The following is a 19,900-nucleotide window of genomic DNA, read 5'->3' as shown; positions in this document are numbered from 1 at the left end:
ACACATCATTCGGCAGCCGGGGGGTCTGTGCTGCCACGGGGGAGGGATACGCCGTCGTACCGCGACACCGGCTCAGCATGAGGCCCGCTTCACACACCACCCACTGCTGACCTGTCGCCGCGCCACGACAGCGTGGCGACCTGAGGCCGGCCATCACTTCTTTCTCACGGCAGTCATTCCCGCCTGCCCGCATTCACTACGGAGGATGCTCCTCTTGCGCTTCAGACCGGGGTTGTTCAACCCCAGATCACGATCCTCGACCACTCTCACCTCCGCGATTGCGTCCGTCGCTGCTTTGACCGTTCTCAGTGGCCTGGCCGTCCAACCGGACTTGGTCACCGGGGACGCCAGGGGCAGGCTGGCGCTGGCCGGTGAAGCCGACGACTGGTTCGAGGAAACCCCCGCGGAAGAGTTGCGGCAGGACCAGTGCCTGATGTCCGATGTGCTGCGCATCGGCGGGAAGGCGATGTCCGCTGTCGCGCAGGACGGCCTCAACCAGTCCCAGGACAAGCTGCACGAGTTGGCCGACCCCGAGTACTGGAAGAGCACCCCGCTCTCCCAGGCGTACAAGAAGGACCGCGACGCGGCAGCAAAGGACGACGCTGCCCTCGAAGCCCTCTGGCACACATGGAAGAAGCCGCTTGAGGGACTGACGGAGCCTCCGATAGCACAGTTCGACGAGCCTCCGGGAGGACCGGGGCCACTCGACGACGAAGGAGACTTCTACTACCAGACCGGCCTGTCGAAGTGGATCGACGACCGGTTCTGGAAGAACGAATCCGACTTCTACGAGGACCCCACACCCAAGGCCGACAAGGCGACGGTGAAAGCCGTCAAGGACCTCGGCAAGCCGCTGTACGGCAACGATCCCGATCCGAATTTGCCGGAATGGGGACGTCAGGTCGACGAGTACAATGCGTTCGAGTATTTGCTGGGGTCGTCCCTGGAGCCGATGGGCGCGGACAACGCCCGTATCTTCCTCGCGTCCGGCGGCTTCCCCCGTACTGCGCCGCAGCCGGGCACAGCGGAGTTCCGCATCGCGGTGGAGGATCTGAAGACGCGGTTCGCCGGGTGTGCCTGGCGTGACCCGATAGACCCGAACGAGGCCCTGGGCAACCTGTCGGCCACGGCGGCGCAGGAGTGGCAGCAGGAGATCGCCTCCCAGGCTGCCCAGCGCAACCAGATCCTGACCACCAACAAGGACGCCACGAAGGCTCTCGCCGCCGGCGCGAAGACGCTCGGAGACCTGCTGGGTCACTCGTGGGCCGCCGACCGTTTGGCCCGTTGGCAGGACTACTGGTCCGCGGGTGGGGTGGGCTGGATCGGTAAAAGCTACGTGACCATCGAGGTCCCCGGCGCCAAGGGCATGTGCCTGGACATCGAAGGCAACGCCAAAGTCAGTGGTGCGGATGTACAGATCTACACCTGCAATGGCGGCGATGACCAACGATGGTCGTTCTACGGCGGCGACGAGAACCAACTCCATATAAGTGCAAACAATTCGGATCAATGTCTGGGCGTGGCCGGGAACAAGTCGGCCAACGGTACGAAGGTTCAGCTCTCGGACTGCGACAAGTCCACGGAATGGAAAGTCGATGTCCAGGCCGCCTCGACCCTGAGGAGCCTCTCCACCGGCAAGTGCCTGGACCTCAGTGCCCTGGACAAGGCCACGGACGTACGGGTGTGGGACTGCAAGGGCACCAGTGCGCAGAAGTTCCTGATCAAGCCGTCCGGTGACGACGGCACCGACAGGCCGGACTATCCGGACAAGGCGCAGTTCGACAAGGCGAAGAAGGGTGTCACCGACACCCAGGCCGCCGCGAAGAAGCAGTTGGCTGTGCTGAAGGTGCAGTTGGAGAGCGCGAAGAAGTCGGGTACGGCGTCGGACGCCGCCGAGCAGGTGGCGTACGGGATCGCGGACGCGGCCGGTGCGCCGCGGGGTCGTGGTCTGCTGGTGGGTCAGCAGAAGGCGCAGGTCACCAAGGGCGTCGTGGCCGCGTTGACGGCGATGGTGAAGGCGGGTGAGACCGCCGAGGCGGCGACGAGGGCGTCCGCCGGTGACAGTGCGACGATCGCGCAGCGCGCGTTGGCGCAGGCGGCTCAGGTCAACGCGGAGTTCCGCAAGGAGGCTGCGCACAAGGCCGAGTTGCAGGCGAAGGCGGCTGCTGACGCGGCGAAGCTGCACCGGGACAACGCGAAGAAGGACAAGGAGACCGCGGAGGCCAAGCTCGCCGTCGCGCTGAAGGCGGAGGCCGACGCGAAGGCTGCCGCCGCCGACGCGCACGCCAAGCGACTGGCGGCGGAGGCCGAGGAGAAGACGGCCAAGGCGGAGAAGGAGACCGCCGCCGCCAAGCAGGCCGAAGCCAACCAGCACAAGCAGACCGCACAGGCCGAGGCGACCAACGCCCAGGACGCCAAGGAGAAGGCCGAGGCCGCCGAGGCCACCGCCGCCGCCCGTAAGAATGCGGCGGTCAAGGCCCGTGACAACGCTCGTGATCTGAATGACGACGCGTGGGATGCCGCGCAGAAAGCGGATTCCGCCCGAGCCAAGGCCGATGCCAAGGAGGCGTACGCCCAGGCGCACGAGGCCGACAGCAATGCTCAGGAATCCAGGGCTGCAGCCAACGCCGCGGACGCATATGCCAGCGACGCGGAAGCCGCCTCTGCCCGCGCCCAGGCAGCAGCGGATGCCGCATCCCAGGCCGCTGCTGAGGCGGATGCCGCGGCCACCCGTGCCGAAGCGGCAGCTAAGCGGGCGCGTTCGAACGCTGACGCCGCCGAGGCTGCCAAGCTGAAGGCAGATGCCGCTGTCGGGACCAGCACAAGCGCCGCCGCGGACGCCATCGACGCCGCGCAGCACGCCTCCGATGAAGCGAACTACGCAGTCAAGATGGCCGACGAAGCAGAACAGGAGTCCAAGACCGCCAAGTCTGAGGCAGACAAGGCGAACAAGGAGGCAATCAAGGCATTGGCCGCCGCGGCGAAGGCCGCTGGCTTCGCCCATGTCACCGCGCAGGCAGCGGTCGACGCCGGCAACGCCGCCGCCCAGGTCGCCAAGCCCGCCAACGACGCGATCCAGCTCGGCTCGCCCTACGTCACCACCGACTCGGCCGCCAGCCTGGTTGTACTGGTCGGCCAGGCGTCCAAGTCCATCGCGAACCAGCAGAAGGCCGTCGCCGACGCCCACGCCAAGAACGCACAGGCTGAAGCCGCAGCCGCAAAGAACCTCGCCGACCAGGCCACCGGCGACGCGAAGATCGCCTACCAGTACGCGGCCAACGCCGCCACCCACGCCGCCAACGCCCGCACCTACTCCAAGGAAGCCCTCGGCTACGCCGCCAGTGCGGCCACGGCAGCGTCGAAGGCGTCGGCATCACTCGCCCGCGCCGTCGAGTACGGGCAACAAGCGACCGCGGACGCCGCAGTCGCCGACCAGGCAGCCGGACGCGCCGAAGGCTACGCCAAGGACGCCCGAGCATCAGCCGACCAGGCCGCACTCGACGCCCAAGCCGCCCGCCAGGCCGCAGCCGCGGCCGAACAGGCAGCCAAGGACGCCCGCGCTGCCGCCGACCGCGCCGCCGTCGCAGCCACCGAGGCGGAGCAGGCCGCCAAGGACGCACTCAAGTACGCCCAGGAAGCCCAAAAGGCGGTCGAGGAGGCGGCACGCAACGCCGCGAACAAGCAGGTCGCGACCGGCGCGGCAACCGGAATCGGCGGCACCTGGACCGTCGTCAACGAAGACACCATCGAGATCACTGCGGCCAAACAGCACAACGACTGCGTCATCGAGATCGGTTTCGAAGGTTGCGAGGTCACGTTCACCGTCACCTTCAACGCGGTGGTCGACTTCTTCCTCTGTACCAACCCCGATGTACCCGCCGACGCCACCGGCTGCCCGTCCGAGGACACTTTGCTCATCGAGAGCAAGCCGTTCCCCGGCCTGCAGAAAAAGGTCACCAGCTACTTCTCCAAGCTGGACCTGATAGAGATGACTGCGGCCTACAAGATCCTCAAGGCGGTGTTGGTCCAGGACTTCGTCGACTGCTACCACGGCAGCGCCAGCGGCTGCGCCTGGGCTGCGAGCAACTTCATACCAGGCAAGGCGTTCGGGAAGCTCACCGAGGCGCTCTGGGCTCTGGACGCTGCACTGAAGACCGGCATCGGCGTCGCCGACGCATTCAAGGCCCTCAAAGCCATCGAGGGACTGGACCCCTCGAGCATTGCCAAGGTCGAGCGAACAATGAACGCATACGAGGACGCGTTCACATCCTGCCGGGTCAACAGTTTCCCAGCCGATACACCAGTGCTGATGGCCGACGGATCGCGTCGGCCGATCGCTGCGGTCGGACTCGGCGATCTTGTGATGGCCACTGACCCGAACAACAGTCAGATGCGCCCCGAGCCGGTCACCGACACGTTCCAGCACCCTGCCGACCGTCTGCTGACCATCGGCCTGGCCGGCGGCAGCAGCCTGGACACCACGCCCGGTCACAAGATCCGCGTTCATGAGCGCGGTTGGGTCCTTGCCTCCGAACTGCGCCCGGGAGACCGGTTGCTCAGCCCGAACGGCAGCCTGCGCGCCGTGACCGAGGTGCGGGATCGCTCCGGACTGGTGCCCCGGCAGGTCTACGACCTCACGGTCAGCGGCCTGCACACGTTCTATGTGACAACCGACGGGCCCCAGTCCGCGGACGTGCTGGTGCACAACTGCCTGAGCCTGTCGGACGAGAACCTCTCGAACCTCAGCGATTACGAGTTGCATACCCTGAGCAAGCACGTCAACCCGCAGGATCCTTTCGCGGAGGCCAAACCGGGACGGCCCAACACGGTCTGGACCAACGCGGAGATAGCCCAGCAGGCAGTAGATCGTGTCGTATCGGACTACTTCCACATGACCAACAAGCACGGGCAGAAGGTGCTGGACACGAAGAAGTGGAAGGCGTTCGAGAAGTGGCTGGCCAAGGCCGATGACGGCGAGAAGTACCCGGCCATCGAGGGATCATGGAACGCGTATCCGTCCCTGGGCAAGGTCTACCATGCTGACAGGTCGATCACGAATGCCGGTAACGGGGTACGAGTGGTCTTGAAGAAGACGAAACACAAGGGACGGGGTGGCTTCTCCGTCTACACCGCCTATCCGGTCTAGGTGAAATTCCGTGGCAGAAACACGTACCGCGTACTTCGCAGACGGCTACTCCGAGGACTTCGGGCTCACCGGCCTGACGGAGCAGCTGTACTCCCCCGGGGCTCGTCCCGACCAGGCGAAGGCGCTCGGGGCCGCGGCACGCATCGCGGACGAGTCCGGTGGTGAGTACGCCGCCGAACTAGGGGAAGACGCCCGCCGCCTGCTGGAGTCCTCCGTCCCGGACGAGACTCTGCACACGGTGTGGCTTGCCGCGGTCGGCCGGTGTTTCGACCCGGTCGACCACGGCATGAACATCAGAGCCTGGTTGGAGGAGCTCTCGGAACTGTCCACAGACCGCCTCCGGTGCAACAAGCGCTCCTATGTACCACCACCGGTTCGCCCGGTGCGAGACGAGGAGCTGTGCCGCGCGGTCGTGGCGGAGCTGCGGGGTCTCGCTCCGGTACTGGAAGGTGCCGGAGCAGGGCCAGAGCTCGCCGACGGTCTGGAGCAGGTCGTCACGCAGGCGGACGCCGACCTAGGCCTGCGGCTCATGCTGCGAGCCCTGAAGGTGTACGGCGCAATGATCGAGAAGGAGCGCTACGACCGCCTCCTCGGGCTGGGCGGACGCTTCGGATATCCAGTCCGGGTAGTGCGCAACGGCTTGAAGGTGCAATGGCCGCCGATCGACACCACCCGCCGCGACACCGACTGGGACTTCGGACTCTCCTGCCTCACCACCCAGTTCGTGGCAGCATGGCATGACCGCACCGCCCGCGGAACCGTGCAGGACGCCGCCGCGAGAGACGAACCCACACAGACACCGGGGTCCGCAGCGGCCATCCTGCTGGAGGACACACTGAGGCTGCTGGAATCCGAGCTGTCCACCGAGAACATCGCCACATTGTGGGTGGCGGCGACAGACCGCGGCTACAGCATCGATCAGTTCTCCATCGGCGGAAGGGACTGGCTGCGCCAGATCGCTGAAGTATGCCGGGAACACCTGGGCACGGTCGCCCCTGAATACATTCCCGTCATCGCAGCGGCTTGGACTGGAATGGCTGACCGGGTACTGCGTGAACTCCGCGAAGTGACACCTCTGTGCGCGGGCAGAGCGGTCAGCCCTAGATATCTTCCGATCCCTGCCGAGACAGTCCTGAACGCACTGGAAGAGGTCATCACGAGGGTCGATCCCGACCTCGGGTTCCGTCTCTTCCTCCGTGTGCTGCTGGTACTGTCCGTGCCTCTCACCAAGGAGCAGTACGGCAGGTACGAGACCATCGGTGCGGACTTCGGGTACGGAGAGTTCCACGTATACGCGGTAGCGGACCTTGTCCACTGCGGCTGACGGCCGAATGCCGGAAGCCCACGGTGCGTGCACCATCACGTGCCTGACCTGCACGAACTCGCTAACTCACCGGCATTGCTGGTCAGAGGCACTTTTCGCTGGGGCGACCACCCGTCGGACAGCCCGCTTCATGAAAGCGCGAGGCTAGGCAGGCAACGGGCCAGCTCCTCACGAACCTTCGCAGCTGGCTTCAGGTCCTGAAGAACAGAGAGATGCCCCAGAAGGCACCGACGACCGGCCACGAACCGACACGGCTGTGGGCCGCACCTTATTCGAGGTGCGGCCCACAGTCTTGTTGCGGCTCCCGGAGGACTCAGCCGGCGTTGCCGCCGGTGAAGTAGTTATGGAGACCGGGGACGGTCAGCGTGCCGCCGAACTGGGCCGCCTGGACCACCCTCACATCGGTGAAGATGGCGAGCGGGACGTTCAGGGGCGGCGGGGACTTAGGGCTGAAGGTCACGGGGATGATGCCGAAGAGCTTACCCTTCAGCTCCTCCGTGTACATCGTCACCGTGCCGTTGCGGATCTCCGAATCGCGGTGGGTGCCCTTCTCCGCCTCGACGTGCATCGTGGTGCCGTTCGGTCCCACCGCCATCTGGTGGAGGTCCTTGATCTTGACCTTCGACGCGGTGAACTTCAGAGCCTTCTTGATCTTGCCGCTGGCGGTCCTCACCTCGACGATGCCCTTGTAGTCCAGGCCGCTCAGGGTGAGCTTCGAGCTCTCCAGCACCCAGGGGTCGTCCGGAAGCGAGGGGATGCCCTGCTCCACCTCGGCGGCCGCCAGGGCCTCGGGGTCGGCCGTCGGACACGGGAAGCGCGGCTTGGCGCCCTCCGGGATGTCCTCGTCCTTGACCGGGTCAGTGCCTTTGACCTTGTCGTCGAGCTCCTCGACCTCGGCGCCCGCCTTGGCCGCCGCTTCCTTGATGGCCTCTGCGGTCTTGTCCGTGACCTCGTCGGTCTCGTCCGTGACCTTCTCGGCCTCGTCAGCCGTCTCGGGCTCGTCGCGCGTCGGGGCCTTGTCCTCTGAGGCGCTCCCCGGCTCGGGCTGGTCGTCGGCGGGCTCCTCCGACGGCTCGTCGGCCGGCTCCGAAGTCTCGCTCGCGGCCGGTTCGGCCTCGGACTCCGAGTCGTCGGAACCGTCGAACAGGTCCTTGATCTTGTCACCGATGCCAAGCGGGTCGAGCAGGCTCTTGGACTTGTCCGAATCCGAATCCGAGTCCTCGGCGTCTGACTCCTCCTCGGTGGGCTTGTCGGCCTCGTCCGCCGGCGCTGAGGCAGACGGAGACTCAGCCGGCTTCGGCTCGTCCCGGGTCTTGCCCGAGTCGTCGTCAGAGTCGGACTCACCGCCGGAGGACTCCGACGAAGGTTCGTCGGTCTTCTTGTCCGAGGACTTGTCCGACGCCTCGTCGGACGGCTTGGCCGACTCCGAGGGAGACGGGGACTCCGACTCCGCCGGCTCGTCGGAGCGCGTGACGCACGGTCCCGGCGCGAAGGGTATGTCCTTGTCGTCGGCGAGGGCGAGCTTGGGGGCAAGGCCCATTCCGACGAAGACGGCGGTGGGCATGGCGGCCAGGGCCATCGCCTTACCGGCGGGCATCTGGAGCTTGGTCAACAGCGACTTCCTCGGGGCCGCGTGGCGCGGCCCCCTTCTGGCCTCTGCCCCGTCACCCCCCGCCGTGTTCAGCGGTGTGACATCACCCGGCACTGTTCCTCCCGCCGTTTGCATCGATGGTGGTCTCGTGCGTCGTCTGCCCGTCGCGCATGCCCTGAGGCTCCGGGTCCTGCGCGGTCGGCAGTTCGCCGGATGCGTAGGTTTCCTCGTGGGCTTCAGCCTCTTCGGGCTCAAGCTTCCCTGGCGCCCAAGCGAGCGCGAGCGCACCGCCGATGAGGGCGAACAGGTAGCCCATGATGAAGCCGCCGAGGTTGGACACCGGGATGGAGATGAGCGCCAACAGAACTGCGGCGACGCCCGCGAAAACGCGAACCAGGGGCTGATACCACATGGTGAGGCCAAGCGTCACGAGCAGCACACCGATGATCAGAGATCCCGCGCCTGCGGTCGTCGCCATGGAGAGCGTCATATGACCGAGCTTGAGGCTCGCGTACGGGAAGTAGGCGATCGGCATACCGCCGAGCAATGTGAACAGGCCTCCCCAGAACGGCCGCTGTCCGCGCCAGTCGCGGAAGCGCCGACGAAGGACTCGAAGGAAGTGTTCGTTCTGTCCCGTGGACTCGGCGACGCTCATGGAAACAGCTCCCTGGAACTGGTTGTGCGATGTGGAGGGTGGGTGGGCAGATGAAGCCCTGCGAACTCATCTGCCCACCCGGGACGGCTTACCGTCAGTAGCACTCGTTCTTGGGGCCGTCACCCCAGTTGAGCTCCATGTTCAGGCCGCCAAGCTTGAACGTGCCAGCCGTGGTTGCCCACGCCCGCTGCTGGACGTCCGTGAGGACTGCCTCATCGGCCTGCTGGGCGAAGCCACCGGGCAGCATCTTCTCGCCCGGCTTGATCTCGGGGCCCTTGCCGCCCTTGACACGCTTGTCGGTGTCCTTGGCCGCAACGCCGATCTCGATGTTCCTGAACTCGGCATCGCCCTTGAGGTACGAGACGTCAAGGTAGAGGTCCTTGGCGACAACCGAGCTCTTGCCCTCGCCGGCCTTCAGCTTCAGAGTGATCGGCTGAAGACCAGGGATCTTGGTGACGACCGACTGGCACATGTCCTCGATGGTCGCGTCCCGGAAGGACGAGACCGCCACGGGCCGAACCGTCTTCTTGTCACTGGTCGCCGACTCGTAGCCCTCGTTGAGACCGCCGTACTGAGCGAAGCCGGTGCCCTTGAGGTACCCAGCGCTGACCTTGAACTCCTGGCCCGACACCGCGAACGAAGCCGCGAGCGCGCCCTGGGCCAGGCCCACACCGATCGCAGCCGTGGCGGCCACGGACGGCACCATGACGACGGCGAACCGCTTCCATCTGGTCCCACCACGAACCTGGGACATATCTGTTCCTCCTTCTCGGACGTACATCTCCGGTACGGACCGGGAGGTCCGCCCTGGGATGGGAGAAGTGCTACGTCCTCGGGAAGGGGAGCACCGGGTCAAGCAGGCGCGGTCCGCGTCCGCTTCACCGGCGATCACCCCCGAGCGACAACCACTGGCCACGCGTTCGCGCAACCTCGATGGACAGGCCCCGCCGCTCAGGCAGGAACCCCCCTGTCCGCGGTCGGCGTCTCTGCCGCCGGCCGACTCGGTGGGGACCCAGGACCGCTGAACCGCGACTGGCTGCCGAGTGGTGCGGTGATGGACCGAGCGTGGCCGATCGTCGTCCATTCAGAGCCGGGGCACAAGGGGGTTCGTTACTCGGTAGTAACGGGCCGATAACCACGCCACGACGGGGCGATATCGGGCGGCCACACAGGGTGCCGCAAGCCTCGTTCAAAGGGGTGGATTTTGTCGCTGAAAACAGGACAGAACAGCATGATCGATTTACTACGAGTAACAGCGTTCCCGTTTACCAAGTTTTGGTAAAGCGCAACCGTGACTCGTCACTCTGTCGCCAAATCGTCGACCGTGGCCCCACACCCACGGGGGCGGTGGGGCCACACTCATGCGTGCCGAGTGAGTAGGGCACACATCGCTACGTCAGAACAGCACCCGGGCCAGCGCCGTACGCGCGGCGCTCACCCGCGGGTCGTCGGGGCCGATCACCTCGAACAGCTCCAGCAGGTGCAGCCGTGCAGCGTCGCGGTCATCGCCCGCCGTGCGGCCCACGGTGTCGACCAGCCGGCCGAAGGCGTCCTCGACATGACCGCCGACCAGGTCCAGGTCCGCGACGGCGACCTGCGCCCGGGCGTCGTTCGGCTTGTCCGCAGCCTCCTTGCGCACGGCGGAGGCGTCCATGTCCTGGACGCGTCGCAGCAGTTCGGCCTGGGCGAGGCCCAGCTTGGCCTCGACATTGCCCGGGTCGTCGGCGAGCACGTTCTGGTACGCCCGCACCGCACCACCCAGGTCACCCGCGTCGAGCGCGTCCACTGCCGCCTCGAGCGCCGCGTCGTGCGGCCCCATGGGCGCGGCGGGGGCCGCCTGCGGTTCGCCGTCCTCGGTGTCCGGGGCGACGGTGATGCCGGTGAGTCCGAAGCGCTGCTCGGCGACCTGGACCAGCTGGTCGAGCGTCTGGCGGATCTGCGGCTCGGGCGCGAGGCCCTGGAAGAGCGGGAGCGCCTGCCCGGCGACCACGGCGAAGACGGCGGGAATCCCCTGGATCCCGAACTGCTGCATCAGCAGCTGATTGGCTTCGACGTCGATCTTGGCGAGCACGAAGCGGCCGTTGTACTCGCGGGCGAACCGCTCCAGGATCGGGCTGAGCTGCTTGCAGGGCTCGCACCACTCGGCCCAGAAGTCGATGACGACCGGGACTTCGGCCGAGCGCTGGAGGACATCGCGCTCAAAGCCTGCCTCGTCTGCATCGATCACGAGACTGGAGGGAGGGACGGCACCGCTGTCACCACGCCGGGCGGCCTCCGCACGGGCCTGCTCCGCCTTGGCTTTGGCCTCACCGGCCGCCTTCACCGCGGCGAGGTCGACGACGCCGCTCATGGACATGTTCCTAGGCTGCTGCATGGCTACATCCTCCCCCCTCCGCGCGCACGAGTGAAAAGCCGCGTCAAGTCGCGTGACCGGCGGTGCTTCGTTTTTCGGTCATGCTGTGGCGCCTGGCCCCCACCCGGCGCTCGTGGTCATCACTCAGAAGTTTTTCGATACGGGTCGTAGCGTAACTGTCCAGCGGCCGCTCCGGGCCCGTTCCGCCGGTGAAGTGGCTCACAGCGCCCGGCGCGGCGACACCCGGTGGCCTTTGACCTACTGGCCGGTATGGTCGCCGTCATGTGCAGCCATCTCCGTCCGAAAAGCATCCGTGCCGGCCGCCCCCGCAGCGCCGAGGCGGATGCCGCCATCCTGGACGCGACCAGGGCCGCACTGGTCGAGCTCGGCTGGTCGAAACTGACGCTGGGCGACGTGGCCAAGCGCGCAGGAGTGGCCAAGACCACCCTCTACCGGCGCTGGGCCAACAAGAACGAGCTGGTCGTGGACGCGGTCGCGGTGCTCTTCGACGAACTGGAGCTGCCCGACCGGGGCTCCCTGGCCGCCGACATCGAGGGCGTGGTGTTCCAGTTCGCCGAGCTGCTCCAGCGCCCCGAGGCCAAGACGGCGATGATGGCGGTGGTCGCCGAGTCGACCCGTGACGAGCCACTGCGCGAGCGCATCCGGGTCTCGATCGTGGACCGCCAGAAGCGGCTGGTCCTGGAGGGGCGCGCCCGGGCCCAGGCACGCGGTGAACTCCCATTGGAGAGCAGCCAGGAGGTCGCGGACCGCACAGCGGACCTCATCTTCGACATCGTCGCGGGCGCGGTCGTGCACCGGGCACTGGTGAGCGGCGAGCAGGTGGACGAGGACTGGGTGCGGCGCTTCACGGCGGTGCTGCTGGGCGGTCTCGGTGCGGCGGGACAGCTCGGCTGAACCGCGTCGTGCCCGCTCCCGGCCGGCGAACCGTGCGTCGGCGCGGGGGGGCCTCCGGATGGCCCGCGGCCGAGCGGCGGCGCGAGACGCGGCTCAGCCGCCCGGCCGCCGGACTCACACCTGGTAGCGCTCCGCCGCGAACAGCCTCGGGTTCGCCTCGGGTTCTCCGCCACCCACTCCGAGGTCCGCTTCAGGCCCTCGTCCAGTGCGACTTCGGGCTCCCAGCCGGTCCACTCCCGGATCCGCCGGTGGTCCGAGAGGAGCCGCTCCACCTCACTGCCGGACGGGCGCAGCCGCGCCGGGTCCGCGACGACCTCGGCCCTTCGCCCCGACGCGGCGATCAGCCGGTGCGCCAGGTCGCCGACCGAGATCTCCCGTCCCGTACCGAGGTTGACGACCTGACCCAGCGCCCGGTCGGAGTCGGCAGCCGCGAGGAAACCGCGCGCCGTGTCCGTGACATAGGTGAAGTCGCGCGTCGGGCTCGGCGAACCCAGCCTGATCTCCCCTGCTCCCGCGTGCAGTCGGGCGAGGATCGTGGGGATCACGGCCCGGGCCGACTGGCGCGGGCCGTAGGTGTTGAAGGGGCGCACCACCGTCACCGGCAGCTCGAACGCGTGCCAGTGCGAGAGAGCCATCATGTCGGCGCCGATCTTCGGCGCCGAGTAGGGCGACCGGGGCTGGAGTGGATGGTCCTCGGAGATCGGCGCGGTGAGGGCCGTGCCGTAGACCTCGCTGGTGGAGGTGTGCACCAGGCGCCGGACGCCGTGGCGGCGGCAGGCTTCGGCGATGTTCTCGGTGCCGTTCACATTCGACGCGGGTCGGAGGATCTCGCCACGGCAGGCCGGTGCGCTGCCGGATCGGTTCTCGCCCCGACTACAACCTTCGATGCAGCGGAGGTTCGTCCCCCGTCAGGACGATCCACGGCACGGCCACGCAGACGATGAAGGGCATGACGACGACGAGTACGGGCATGCCTGCGACCACCGTCGGTGGGAAGCGAGTGCCGCTGCTGGACGTGCTGCGGGGAGTGGCGATCCTGGGCACGCTGATGACGAACGTGTGGATATTCACCGGTCCCGGTGCCGAAGGGGGCGTCCTGGCGGTCGGCGGGTGGGGAGGCTTCTCCTCCGGGTCGTTCGGGGAGTTCGCCGAGAGCGTGTTGCGGCTGGCCGCGGACGGCAAGTTCTTCTCGCTGCTGACGATCCTCTTCGGTGCCGGGATCGCCATCCAGTACGGAGCGGCCGAGCGGCGCGGGCAGCCGTGGCCCGGGCGGTACCGGTGGCGGGCGCTGTTCCTGTTCGCCGAGGGCACGGTCCACTTCGTGCTGGTCTTCGCATTCGACGTGCTGATGGGGTACGCGGTGACCGCGCTCTACGTAGCCTGGCTGCTGACACGCCCGGAGCGGACCAGGCGCCGGGTCATGGGGTGGGCGATCGGGCTTCACCTGACCGTGATGGGCCTGCTCACGGTGGCACTCACCCTGGACGACGCGACAGACGGGGACAACCGGATACCGCCGCGGGTCGCGGACCTGTACGCGCAGGGCAGTTGGGGAGACCAGATCGGGTTCCGCCTGCAGAACGCCGTCGCCCTGCGCGTCGAGCCGGTGCTGTCGTTCGGTCTGATGGTGTTCCTGTTCCTGCTGGGCGTCCGGTTGCTGCGGTCGGGCGCGTTCGACGCGGGCGAGACCGGGCGGCGCATCCGGGCGCGCATGCTGGTGTGGGGCCTTGGCCTGGGTGTACCGCTGAACGTGGCGTGCGCGATCGGCGGCACGGACTGGTTCCTGGTGGGCCGGTACGCGGCCGCTCCGCTGGTCGCGATCGGATACGCGGGACTGATCGGCGCCCTGGTCGACCGGGTCCGGCGGCCCGGCCCGCTGATGAACGCGCTCACCTCTCTGGGGCGGATGTCCCTGACCGGATACGTCCTTCAGAACGTGCTGTGCGTCCTCGCCTGCTATGGCATCGGGCTGGGTCTGGCCACCCGGCTGGGTGACACATGGCGCCCGTGGTGGGTGATGGGCCTGTGGACGGCGGTGTCCGCGGTCCTGCTGCTGGGCTCGGTCCTGTGGCTGCGCCGCTTCCCGGCGGGACCGCTGGAGTCGGTGCAGCGGTGGGCACTGCGGCGCTGACGCCGGTCCGGGTGGTGTGCCTGCCGCCCGCGGCTCGGACATCCGCCGCGCGGCCTACGACCAGGGTCGCACCCTGCGCGACCTCGACGTCCGGCTCACCGGGTTCCTCGCCCTGGACGACGCCGGCACCCGTATTCCCGGACGGCCGTACTTCTCGATGGACGGGAAGTGTCCGGCGGGCCCTTGACGGAGTGTCGGCCGTGCCGGCGCACTCCTTCATGTGGTGATGCCGTCGCCGGGGCAGACGCCCACCGACGCATCGAATCATCGCCGTCGGCGGTCTACAGATCCGCGGTCCGCGTCACATGTGCTGCCCCACGTCACGTCCACCGCCCCGCGTCACACATGCGGCTCTGCCTCATTCGCCTCCGGCGTCAGGATCCCGCCCTCCAGTGTGCGGATGACATGCGCGGTCACCCCGTGCCGCGGCACCGTGCCCTGCTGGGCCGCCGCCGCGCCCGCGTACACCATCGCCCACAGCACCTGCATGATCCACTCGGCGGAGACTCCGGAGTCGAAGACGCCCTCGTCCTGGCCACGCGAGATGAGGGCGAGGACGAGGGTCTCGATGTCGCCCTCGCTACCCTCCTCCGCCTCGACCTCCTCGATGAGCTGCGGGTCGCCGAAGGCGAACAGCAGCCGGTCGCCGGTGCCGACCAGTGCGGTGGCGAGCCTGCGCATCGCCTCCGCCGGCGTACCCTCGTCGGTCGCGGCATCGCGCACAGCCCTGTCGATCATCTCCAGGGAATCCAGGGCCGCGGTGAGGACCAGCTGCTCGCGGTCCGGGAAGTAGCGGTGCAGGGTACTGCGGCCCACGTCGGCAGCCTTGGCGATGGCGGCGAGGGGGGCTCGGCGGTCGCGCGCCAGGACCGAAGCTGCGGCATCGAGGATCGCGCGGCGGGTGCGACTGCGAGTGCCGGATTCCACATTCATGTTCCGAACATAGCAGTTGACAGCTCATCACGGGATCTTCATACTCGAAAATGAGACATTCAAGTCCCAAAAATAAGAATCCAAGCCCCATTGAAAGAGCCCACCGTGCCGAATCTGCGTCTGCTCTGGTCCTTCGTCCGCCCCCACCGCCGCACGCTCCTGCTCGGCCTCCTCCTCGGACTCCTCGCCACCGCAGCCACCCTCGCGACCCCGCTCGTCACCAAATGGGTCCTCGACGGACTTGCCGACTCGCGCTCGATCGCCCCGGCGGTCGTCGCGCTGTCCGCACTGCTCGTGGTCGGCTCCGGTGTGCAGGCCGTGCAGTGGATCCTGCTGGGGCGCATGGGAGAACGGGTGGTGCGCGACGCCAGGGTGTCGATGATCCGGCGCCTTCTGCGCCTGAAACTCGGCGAGTACGGCGCCCGGACGAACGGCGAACTCGTCACCCGCGTCACCTCCGACACCGTGCTGCTGCGCGAGGCCGCCGCGTCCAGTCTGACCCAGCTGGTCAACGGCACGATCGGGCTGGTCGGCGCGCTGGCGATGATGGCGCTGCTCGACGGTGTCCTGTTCGCCGTCACCCTCGGCAGCCTCACCGTGGTCGCCGCGCTGGTCGCCGCGCTGATGCCGCGCCTCGCCAAGGCCCAGCGCTCCGCGCAGGAGTCGGTCGGCCGCCTGGGCGCGGCGGTCGACGGTGCACTGCGCGCGATACGTACGGTCAAGTCCGCGCGCGCCGAGGAGCGGGAGTCCGTGCGGATCGAGGCCGAGGCGGACACGTCCGCGCGGCACAGCGTCAGAGCGGTGCACATCGAGGCGGGGGTCTGGTCGGCCACCATGGCGGGAGTGCAGCTGGCGATCCTGCTGATCCTGGCGATCGGGGCCGTCCGTGTGGACTCCGGCGCCCTGCCGGTGTCCAGCCTGATCGCCTTCCTCCTGTACGCCTTCCAGCTGCTCGACCCGGCCACCGAACTCGCCCAGGAGTTCGCGCGGTTGCAGTCCGGTGTCACCGCCGCCGCGCGGATCGCGGAGCTGCAGAAGCTGGAACTGGAGGACGGCCACGCCCGCCCGGCCGTACCCCGTCCGACCCGCCCGGCCGCGGCGATCGCCGACGAGCACGTCCTGGCCTTCGAGGACGTCACCGCCCGCCACACCCCCGACGGCCCCCCGGTTCTCGACGGCGTCAGCTTCGCCGTACCGCGCCGCGGCCACACCGCGATCGTCGGGCCCTCCGGCGCGGGCAAGACCACCGTCTTCTCGCTGATGCTGGAGTTCCTGCACCCGGAGAGCGGTCTGCTGCGCCTCGACGGCATCCCGCTCGACGCCTGGCCGGCGTACGAGTCCCGCCGCCGTATCGCCTACGTCGAGCAGGACACTCCGCTGCTGCCCGGCACCCTCGCCGACAACCTGCGCTATCTGCGTCCGGAGGCCTCCGACGCCGAACTGTGGGCCGCTCTGGACGCGGTCGGCCTGACCCGCCGCGCCGAGGCACTGCCCGACGGACTCGACACGGTCCTCGCCGACGCCGCGGTATCCGGCGGCGAACGCCAGCGTGTAGCGCTCGCCCGTGCTTTCGTCACCGACCCGGAGATCCTGCTGCTCGACGAGGCCACCGCCCAGCTCGACGGGCTGACCGAGGCGGCGGTCCAGGCCTTCGTCCGCGACCGCGCCGAGCGGGCCGCCGTGGTCACGATCGCGCACCGGCTGTCCACGGTCGTGGAGGCGGACCGGATCGTCGTCCTGGAGCAGGGCCGGGTCCGAGCCATCGGCACGCACGCCGACCTGCTGACGACCGACCCGCTCTACCGCGACATGGTCACGGCCCTGCGCGTGGCGACGACACCGGACGGCACGGACGAGCCGGCGCAGAGCGAGGAACCGTCAGCCGTCGGCTGAGGTCGGCCGGGCGGGCCACAGCAGATCCCGCCCGGAACCTGCCCCGCCGGTGCCGGTGTCCCGGATCCCGAGATCCGCGCGGGCGGCTTCGCGAAAGGCGTTGATCGTCCGGTAGGCGGCTCGATGCCGCCCGCTCCACTCGGCGATGCTCCCGGTCGTCCGCCCCGCGGCTGCCTGCCGGTCTCCGAGACCGGAGCGGTCAGCCCGTGCCCGGCCTCGATGGCGTCATCGCCGCCGAGCGGCATGACCCGCTCGAATGCCGACCCCACCACCGGGCCGCCTCCACCGGCTCCTCCCGTGGCTCCGGCTCGGGCCGGTGCTCCTCGCCCGGGCCCAGCCGCGGGTCTCGTACAGCCAGACGAACACGACAGCCCGCGCCGTCGCCGCGTCCACGCGTTCGCGTGCGCCCCGGCCTTGCGGTCGTCCCACCGCGTCAGCAGCGGACTGCGCTCGCGGCTGCGCTCCAACAGATGGTTCGTGAAGTGCGTGGACAACCCACCGAGCAACACGGCCGCGAGAGAACGGTCAAGGCCGGTGGATCGGGGCGCCTGCCACGTCACGCGAGGGAGTGCTGCTCGCTTGCGTGAGCGCTGTCAGCGGCCGCTCCAGTGACGAGGATCTTCTGGGCCCGGGTCTGGGTGTGCGCTTCGAACCGCCACAGGGCCCTTGCGGTCAGGCTCCGTCCGCGAGGACGCAGCCGCCGTGAAGCAGCCGCGTCCTCGCGGGCCCGTCAGACCCCGGCCGTCTCGGGCTCGCGGGCGGCTTCCGGGGAGTCGGCGGTGCCGCCGAGCTCCTTGCGGAGCTTTTCGCCCTCGACATCGACGTTCGGCAGGATGCGGTCCAGCCATGTGGGCAGCCACCACGCCTTGGCGCCCAGCAGGGCGAGCACGGCGGGCACGATGGCCATACGGACGACGAAGGCGTCGAAGAGGACCGCGATGGCGAGGCCGAAGCCCATCATCTTGATCATGTCGTCGTTTTCCATGATGAAACCGGAGAAGACACTGATCATGATGATCGCGGCTGCCGCGACGACCCGGCCGCCGTGGGTGAAGCCGGTGGTGACGGAATCGGCGGCGGACGATCCGTGGACGTAGGCCTCGCGCATGCGGGTCACGAGGAAGACCTCGTAGTCCATCGCCAGGCCGAAGACCACGCCGATCATGAAGATGGGCATCATCGACATGATCGGCCCCGGCTGGTCCACGCCGAACACGTCCGCGAGCCAGCCCCACTGGAACACCGCGACCACCGCGCCGAGCGCCGCCGCCACCGAGAGCAGGAAGCCCAGGGCCGCCTTCAGCGGGACGAGGACGGAGCGGAACACCAGCATCAGGAGCAGGAAGGCGAGGCCGACGACCAGGGCCAGGTACGGGATCAGCGCATCGTCCAGGGTCTGCGAGAAGTCGATCGTCATCGCGGTCATGCCCGTGACCAGCATGGTCGCGCCCGTCTCGGACGTGATGTCGCCGGACAGCGAGCGGATGTCCTTGACGAGCTCCTCGGTCGCCGCGTCGCTCGGTCCGGTCCTGGGCACGACGGTGAGGACGGCGGTGTCACCCTCCTCGTTGAAGTTCGCCGGGGTGACGGCGGCGGCCTCGCCCAGGCCGGTGATCTCCTTGCCGACGGTCTCGGCGGCGGCCTTCGCGTCGTCGGCTCCCCGCGTGTCGACGGTGACCATCAGTGGGCCGTTGAACCCGGCACCGAAGGACTCGGACAGCATGTCGTAGGCCTTGCGCTGGGTGGTGTCGGGTGCCGAGCTGCCCTCGTCCGGCAGGCCCAGCTCCAGGCTGGTGGCCGGCACGGCAACGACGCCGAGGCCGATCACCGCGGTGAGCAGCACGGCCACCGGACGGCGCAGGACGAAGCGGGCCCAGCGAGTGCCGAGTTTCGGCGTGGCGGACGCCGTCCGCTGTCCGGCGGCCGCCTTGCGGTCCCTGCGACTGAGTGCCTTCTTGCCGGCGAAGCCGAGCAGCGCCGGGGTCATGGTGAGCGCGATCAGCACGGCGACGCCGACGGTGGCGGCGGCGGCCAGGCCCATCTTGGTGAGGATCGGAATGTTGACCACCGCGAGGCCCGCCAGGGCCACGATGACGGTGAGTCCGGCGAAGACCACGGCGGAGCCGGCGGTGCCGACCGCGCGTCCCGCGGCGTCCTCAGGCGTGCGGCCTTCGGCGATCTCGGCGCGGTAGCGCGAGACGATGAACAAGGCGTAGTCGATGGCGACCGCCAGGCCGATCATCATGGCGAGCGTGGAGGTCGTTGCGGACAGCTCCAGTGTGCTGCCGAGTGCTCCGATTCCGGAGATGCCGATGCCCACACCGATGATCGCCGAAAGCAGCGGCATGCCGGCCGCGACGAGAGAGCCGAAGGTCAGCAGGAGCACGACGGCCGCAACACCGATGCCGATCAGCTCGGCGGTGCCGCCCATCTCCTGCTCGGCCATGACCGCGTCGCCGCCGGTTTCGACGGTGAAGCCGCCGCCGCGCGCGTCGTCGGTGGCCGCGGTGAGCGACTCGCGGGCCTGGTCGGTCAGCTCCATGGCACTGACCGTGTACGTCACCGAGGCGTACGCGGTCGTGCCGTCCTCGCTGACGGCGTCCGCCTCGAACGGGTCGGCCACCGAGGCGACTTGCGGTGCGTCCTCGAGCGCGGTGACCAGCTGTTCGACCGTGGCTTTGCCGGCCGGGTCGGAGATCTTCCCGCCCTCGGGGGAGCGGATCACGACACGCGCCGTGGCGCCTTCGGCACCGGCCGCCGGGAAACGCTCGTCGAGCAGGTCGAAGGCCTTCTGGGACTCGGTGCCGGGCATGGAGAAGGAGTCTTTGGGAGGGGCGGGCGCGGCGGACGCGGCAACGCCGACGCCCACGAGTACGGCAACCCACAGCAGGGCGACGAGACCGCGGCGCCGGAACGCGCGTCGGCCGAGTCGATAAAGGAACGTAGCCACCTGGGACCA

At 68.6% G+C, this 19,900-nt stretch carries 12 protein-coding genes and 1 pseudogene; 6 read left to right on the top strand and 7 right to left on the bottom strand.

Going from position 1 to position 19,900, the window contains the following annotated elements:
• Positions 1 to 205: 205 nt before the first annotated feature.
• Together V1460_RS08220 and V1460_RS08215 are read left to right on the top strand one after the other, a co-directional pair.
• Positions 206 to 5,146, top strand: coding sequence for a ricin-type beta-trefoil lectin domain protein (locus V1460_RS08220; protein WP_338673041.1), 4,941 nt, complete (start codon positions 206 to 208; stop codon positions 5,144 to 5,146).
• Positions 5,147 to 5,156: 10 nt separating this feature from the next.
• Positions 5,157 to 6,470: a hypothetical protein gene (locus tag V1460_RS08215; protein WP_338673039.1), complete on the top strand. Its 1,314-nt coding sequence runs from the start codon at positions 5,157 to 5,159 to the stop codon at positions 6,468 to 6,470.
• A gap of 313 nt (positions 6,471 to 6,783) precedes the next feature.
• On the opposite strand, the gene V1460_RS08210 is transcribed toward V1460_RS08215, so the two are convergent.
• From V1460_RS08210 to V1460_RS08195, 4 genes are all read right to left on the bottom strand, one after another.
• Positions 6,784 to 8,196 (bottom strand): hypothetical protein, encoded by a 1,413-nt coding sequence (locus tag V1460_RS08210; RefSeq protein ID WP_407077422.1) that lies wholly within the window; start codon positions 8,194 to 8,196, stop codon positions 6,784 to 6,786.
• Positions 8,165 to 8,716: a DUF6114 domain-containing protein gene (locus V1460_RS08205; protein WP_338673038.1), complete on the bottom strand. Its 552-nt coding sequence runs from the start codon at positions 8,714 to 8,716 to the stop codon at positions 8,165 to 8,167. Before V1460_RS08205 ends, V1460_RS08210 begins: the two co-directional genes overlap by 32 nt.
• A gap of 94 nt (positions 8,717 to 8,810) precedes the next feature.
• Positions 8,811 to 9,470: a DUF6230 family protein gene (locus tag V1460_RS08200; RefSeq protein ID WP_338673037.1), complete on the bottom strand. Its 660-nt coding sequence runs from the start codon at positions 9,468 to 9,470 to the stop codon at positions 8,811 to 8,813.
• A gap of 642 nt (positions 9,471 to 10,112) precedes the next feature.
• Entirely contained in the window at positions 10,113 to 11,066 is a 954-nt protein-coding gene (locus tag V1460_RS08195) for a tetratricopeptide repeat protein (RefSeq protein WP_338677964.1), read from the bottom strand.
• A 273-nt stretch (positions 11,067 to 11,339) separates the two neighbouring features.
• Between V1460_RS08195 and V1460_RS08190 the strand changes: the two genes are divergently transcribed.
• Positions 11,340 to 11,984: a TetR/AcrR family transcriptional regulator gene (locus tag V1460_RS08190; protein WP_338677963.1), complete on the top strand. Its 645-nt coding sequence runs from the start codon at positions 11,340 to 11,342 to the stop codon at positions 11,982 to 11,984.
• A 114-nt stretch (positions 11,985 to 12,098) separates the two neighbouring features.
• Here the strand turns inward: V1460_RS08190 and V1460_RS08185 are convergent.
• A pseudogene (locus tag V1460_RS08185) lies at positions 12,099 to 12,796 on the bottom strand (GDP-mannose 4,6-dehydratase); the annotation flags it as partial.
• Between the two features lie 137 nt (positions 12,797 to 12,933).
• On the opposite strand from V1460_RS08185, the gene V1460_RS08180 reads away from it, so the two are divergent.
• The gene (locus V1460_RS08180; RefSeq protein WP_338673036.1) at positions 12,934 to 14,115 is read left to right on the top strand and encodes a DUF418 domain-containing protein; all 1,182 of its coding nucleotides are present in this window, start codon (positions 12,934 to 12,936) and stop codon (positions 14,113 to 14,115) included.
• Between the two features lie 16 nt (positions 14,116 to 14,131).
• Positions 14,132 to 14,302, top strand: coding sequence for a hypothetical protein (locus V1460_RS08175; RefSeq protein WP_338673034.1), 171 nt, complete (start codon positions 14,132 to 14,134; stop codon positions 14,300 to 14,302).
• A gap of 152 nt (positions 14,303 to 14,454) precedes the next feature.
• On the opposite strand, the gene V1460_RS08170 is transcribed toward V1460_RS08175, so the two are convergent.
• Complete coding sequence (locus V1460_RS08170; RefSeq protein WP_338673033.1) at positions 14,455 to 15,048, bottom strand: TetR/AcrR family transcriptional regulator; 594 nt, start codon at positions 15,046 to 15,048, stop codon at positions 14,455 to 14,457.
• 105 nt (positions 15,049 to 15,153) lie between these two features.
• Here V1460_RS08170 and V1460_RS08165 point away from each other — a divergent pair, with 105 nt between their 5' ends.
• Positions 15,154 to 16,941, top strand: a complete 1,788-nt coding sequence (locus V1460_RS08165) for an ABC transporter ATP-binding protein (RefSeq protein WP_338673032.1) — start codon at positions 15,154 to 15,156, stop codon at positions 16,939 to 16,941.
• 730 nt (positions 16,942 to 17,671) lie between these two features.
• On the opposite strand, the gene V1460_RS08160 is transcribed toward V1460_RS08165, so the two are convergent.
• Positions 17,672 to 19,891 (bottom strand): MMPL family transporter, encoded by a 2,220-nt coding sequence (locus tag V1460_RS08160; protein ID WP_338673031.1) that lies wholly within the window; start codon positions 19,889 to 19,891, stop codon positions 17,672 to 17,674.
• Positions 19,892 to 19,900: the final 9 nt, after the last annotated feature.

The organism is Streptomyces sp. SCSIO 30461 (genome assembly GCF_037023745.1).
Lineage (GTDB): Bacteria > Actinomycetota > Actinomycetes > Streptomycetales > Streptomycetaceae > Streptomyces.
This window is presented reverse-complemented; position numbering and strand designations above follow the sequence as displayed.